This window comes from Ignavibacteriota bacterium (genome assembly GCA_016218045.1).
Classification (GTDB): domain Bacteria; phylum Bacteroidota; class Ignavibacteria; order SZUA-365; family SZUA-365; genus JACRFB01.
Genome location: JACRFB010000070.1, coordinates 1 through 4,169, shown reverse-complemented (window position 1 = coordinate 4,169; position 4,169 = coordinate 1). Strand labels below are relative to the sequence as shown.

The window sequence follows — 4,169 nt, the reverse complement described above, 5'->3', positions numbered from 1 at the left end:
TCCACACATCCCGCCGGGGGGGAGTACAATGAGTGCACTGATGCGTCACATCTGCGATACACCCAGGAAACGCAAGAAGCAACAAACGCGTATCCGACAAAGGAGCATCTGGAATATCACTCCAGTAAGTTAGCGCATATGGGAGTGAGGGGTGTGGAGTTGGGAGTAGGGACGGCGTATGCGTGACAGCGAAGCAGTGTCACGCTGAGCTTGTCAAAGCGCGACGAAACAGCGACGTTCTGTCACGCTGAGTCCCGCGAAGCGGGAAAGCGCGACGAACCGGCGACGCTGTGTCACGCTGAGTCCCGCGAAGCGGGAAAGCGCGATGGAATTTCGTCTGACGATCTACCTATGGCGAGAGACGCGGCACGACAGCGAAATGCATGCTCCGCCAATCGGGTCACATGTCTCGACGACCCGTCATAGAAAATCGGAGGGAGGTTGTCAAATGTGTATCATGCTGCAGCGCCATACGAGGCGCGCTCAAGTGCTTGGATGAGATCCAATACAGCCATGTAAGATACAAAGAATCAGGGACAAGAGGCAGGTCACACGGGGGTCACCGCGCTCTGGTCGCGAAGTGCTGGACGTCTCAGGATTCGGTCACTTGAGGTACAGTATTCGTACCCATCTCACCCTGTCGGACGCTGTGAGGGCAAGAAAATATGTGCCAGACTGGACGTCAGATCCGGGAGTATACGTACACATATGCGACCCGGCGGAATACTGCCCCTCGTGTACCACGGCCAGGGGCTGGCCGAGCACATTGTAGAGCCGCACGGATATGGTCGTTTCTTCGAGTGTTCTGAACACGATGGTTGCAGTCGCTGAACGGGAGGGCGAAGCGGGTCCAAATGGTGTCGGATACAGCGCTTCGATGTCGATGATCAACGGTGTGTTCTGCTCATCTGCTGCGCCTGCATCGGCAGTCGCGGATCCTGTCGAATCCGCCTGCGCCAGGAATTCGGCTTCCTTGCGGGCGCCATTCGGAGTCTTCCACATGGAAAATGGCATCATCCGTTGTGCGTACGCCGTCGCCCCCGGTTCTGCCAGGAACAGGAGTACAGCGCACAACGTCCAGCCGATGCGGCTCATCGCGCTATAACCGGGCATACGAGCCGGATCAGTAGTTCTGGACATAGGTGCCATAGATGGAGGATCCGATGCGGATGAAGGTGTAGATGTCTGTTTTATTCGCCGTCTGCACAGGCGCGCGCATGTACGGCCATCGCACTGCCGAGGGCCAGGTGATGGCGTAATTGCCGGTGCTGGTAATCGCAACAACGATGGTTTTGCCATCCAACGTCGACGGGAAGGTGTACGTGGTATTCGACGACACGGTATCGGCAAAAACTTCGGCATCCGTCCAGTCGATGCTGGTGGACATGAGCCCGTGTGTCGGCCGTATTGTGAGCCGTTCATTGGCGTCGAGCGAATCGCTCAGCGCCTCGAGTGTGACGGCCTGACGCGGGATGCGATCGAGCGAATCCGCTAACTCCGCCCGCGGCGTGTACTGCCGCGTGTTTGCATCGAGCGAATCGCGCAGCGCGGTGGCTGTCATTCCCTGCTGGCGCGGAAGCGTGTTGAGCGAATCGCTGAGCTGCGAGAGGCGCGTGTACTGCCGCGTGTTTGCATCGAGCGAATCGCGTAGCGCGGTGGCTGTCATTCCCTGCTGACGCGGAAGTGTGTTGAGTGAATCGCTGAGCTGTGCAGCACTGATCCCCTGCTGGCGCGGAATCGTGTTGAGCGAATCGCTGAGCTGCGCGAGCCGTGTGTACTGCCGCGTGTTGGCATCGAGCGAATCACGCAGAGCCGCAGCCGTCATCCCCTGCTGACGCGGAATCGTGTTGAGCGAATCGCTGAGCTGCGAGAGCCGTGTGTACTGCCGCGTGTTTGCATCGAGGGAATCACGCAGCGCCGCAGCCGTCATTCCCTGCTGGCGCGGAATCGTGTTGAGCGAATCGCTGAGCTGCGCGAGCCGTGTGTACTGCCGCGTGTTTGCATCGAGCGAATCGCGCAGCGCGGTGGCTGTCATTCCCTGCTGACGCGGAAGCGTGTTGAGTGAATCGCTGAGCTGTGCAACACTGATTCCCTGCTGACGCGGAATCGTGTTGAGTGAATCGCTGAGCTGCGAGATCCGTGTGTACTGCCGCGTGTTTGCATCGAGCGAATCGCGCAGAGCGGCAGCCGTCATTCCCTGCTGACGCGGAAGTGAGTTGAGTGAATCGCTGAGCTGTGCGACACTGATTCCCTGCTGACGCGGAAGCGTGTTGAGCGAATCGCTGAGCTGCGAGATCCGTGTGTACTGCCGCGTGTTTGCATCGAGGGAATCACGCAGAGCGGCAGCCGTCATTCCCTGCTGGCGCGGAAGTGTGTTGAGTGAATCGCTGAGCTGCGAGAGCCGCGTGTATTGACGAGAGTTTGTATCGAGCGTGTCGCGCAATGCGACGAGCGTCCGCGCTTCAAGCTGGGCAATCGAGTCACTGATGATCTGCTCCGACCCGGCGGCGGCGGCCGCGAAACGTGTATCGACATACCCCTTGGTTGTGGCGCTGAGACTGTCGGCGCCAAAGCTCGACCGAAGACGGATACCGCCGTTGAACCGCGCACCGCCATCCACTTGCAGCGTCGAGTCCGTCGCAATGGGCGCACAGCCAAGTGAATACTTCTGCGTCATGCCGTCCATCACGAAGCGGGCGCTGCGTGCCTGAAGGTCAATCGCCTTGGGCCGCCAATAGTCGTTTGTGGCTCCGATGCTGCCGAGCACGAGGGCGTCGCTGGAATTGAGCATCAGAAGCTGCATGAACGACTGCGTCCCCTTGCCGTACAAAATCGGGTAATTGTTCTGGTTATGCTGAAGGGACGAATTCCCGAGCAGTTTCAACGATCCACCGACATAGGTGCCCGATGTGTCGTTATCCGCGTCCAGTGCAAGCCAGGGGCCTGGTTGTTTGGGACCATTCAAGACAAAATACTCCGATTCCCAGGACATCAGGCGGTTGTGTCCGGTCTGCCTGTCTCCGAGTGAATACAACCAGCGATGCGGCGTGCCGTCGATGCCTGTGGAATTCAGATGGAATTCCGTGAGCCACGCCCCCTGGTAAAACTGCGACTCGAAATGGAGACCGATACTCGGTTCTCCCAGATCTTCGCGATTCAGATTATACCCAAATCCCATCGTCTGATTCGTGTACGTCGGATGCGTCTGAGTTCCGTTCGAAAACTGTGTGTGCATGAGACTGATGCCCCACAGCGCGTTTGTCGATCCGTTCAACCGCGCGCGAAACGGCATCACGTGGTTGTCCGCGGGAATACCGCTGGCAGGGAAAAACCACAGAGGCGCTTCGAAGCGGTTCTCTTCGGTCCACACATTCGCCCTGTCGCGCCAACCGACCTTCGACGTGTCGATTTGCGCCAGCACCGGTGGCGGAAGGAATAAAATCAGTGAAAAAACGAGAAAAAAGCTGAATCGTACAGCGAGTCGCGGATGAATCGGGGGGAGGTTCATGTTTTGCTCGTACGAAAGATTGCGGCGATCGCACGGTAATAGTTGGAAGGTGCTTGATTGTACGGGTTGTACACGTCGCGGAGGCGACTTCGTGTACTATGAAACCAGTACATAAAACAGGCCAGAGGAGAAAACGGCCTGAGTGCTTAAAAATACGACATTTAGAGGTCACATTTTGTTACATCTGCAAAAATTGGCAAGTATTTCATCCCAGAATTCACGTATGGTTTCCCGCGGGAGCGTCACCATCCCCCGCTCTCTGCATCAAAAACGCCTTGATAGAATGTACGTAGAATGGAAGGCCTCCCTTCCGTTCTCCACATGTGAAACGCCCACCACGCTTCTCGTCTGTTAAAGGCGACAGGCAGGTCGCCCGACCACGGCGCGGAACGATTGTACCAGGGTGCGGAGTAGGGGCGATCGGCCGATCGCCCGTACAACCACGACGCGGAACCATGTGACCACCGCGCGGAACCATGTGACCACCGCGCGGAACCGTGTGACCACCGCGCGGAACCATGTGACCACCGCGCGGAACCATGTGACCACCGCGCGGAACGAACGTACCAGGGTGCGGAGTAGGGGCGATCGGCCGAACGCCCCTACAACCCCGTCGCGGAACCGTGTGACCACCGCGCGGAACGCTTGTTACAGGGGGCGG

At 58.3% G+C, this 4,169-nt stretch carries 2 protein-coding genes; both read right to left on the bottom strand.

Annotated features, from left to right (window positions below; all coding sequences use genetic code 11):
* Positions 1 to 603: 603 nt before the first annotated feature.
* Positions 604 to 1,113 carry a T9SS type A sorting domain-containing protein gene (locus HY962_17015; protein ID MBI5648635.1) on the bottom strand — a complete coding sequence of 170 codons (510 nt, stop codon included), beginning with the start codon at positions 1,111 to 1,113 and terminating at the stop codon, positions 604 to 606.
* A gap of 10 nt (positions 1,114 to 1,123) precedes the next feature.
* Positions 1,124 to 3,508 (bottom strand): hypothetical protein, encoded by a 2,385-nt coding sequence (locus tag HY962_17010; protein ID MBI5648634.1) that lies wholly within the window; start codon positions 3,506 to 3,508, stop codon positions 1,124 to 1,126.
* Positions 3,509 to 4,169: the final 661 nt, after the last annotated feature.

Bases quoted from the DNA above. Each gene is read 5' to 3' on its own strand.
- HY962_17015 (MBI5648635.1), bottom strand. From the start codon at position 1,113: ATGCCCGGTTATAGCGCGATGAGCCGCATCGGCTGGACGTTGTGCGCT.
- HY962_17010 (MBI5648634.1), bottom strand. From the start codon at position 3,508: ATGAACCTCCCCCCGATTCATCCGCGACTCGCTGTACGATTCAGCTTT.